Source organism: Calditerrivibrio sp., from assembly GCF_049968475.1.
Lineage (GTDB): Bacteria > Chrysiogenota > Deferribacteres > Deferribacterales > Calditerrivibrionaceae > Calditerrivibrio > Calditerrivibrio nitroreducens_A.
The window spans coordinates 1-525 of record NZ_JBMFQS010000040.1 but is presented as its reverse complement, the minus strand read 5'-3'; the positions used below and the strand labels follow the sequence as shown (position 1 = coordinate 525).

The window sequence follows — 525 nt, the reverse complement described above, 5'->3', positions numbered from 1 at the left end:
CTCTGGCACAACGTTGTTTATGGACTATTGCTTATTTTAATCTCTTTTATCAAAGAAAATAGAATTTCTAACAATCTACAAAATAATTATCTACCTTATGTTTCTATGATTGTTGCGGTACACAACGAAGAACAAGTTATTGAAAATAAAATAAAGAATATTATTGATCTTGAGTACCCAAAAGATAAACTCGAAATAATTTTTGCATCTGATAACTCCACCGACAAAACAAACAAAATAATTTCTGAGTTTGCAAAGCAATATAAGAATATAAAATTAATAAATATACAGAAACGCGGTGGAAAAGTTAATGCCTACAACACCGCTTTTAAATATGCAAGTGGTGAAATCTTAGCATTTTCTGATGCAAATACAATTTGGGAGAAAAGTTCTTTAAAAAAACTTGTGGCCCAGCTCCAGGATAAAGATGTTTCTTGCGTATGTGGGCACTTAATTTATACTAACACAGATGAAAGTGAGATTGCATACTCTGAAGGAGTTTATTGGAAAATTGAAAACATGATG

At 30.7% G+C, this 525-nt stretch carries 1 protein-coding gene; it reads left to right on the top strand.

Translation table 11 applies throughout. The features are described 5' to 3' along the window. Positions 1-105: 105 nt before the first annotated feature. Positions 106-525, top strand: a 420-nt coding sequence (locus ACP5Q2_RS09940; protein WP_428099649.1) for a glycosyltransferase, incomplete at its 3' end; no start/stop codon positions are given.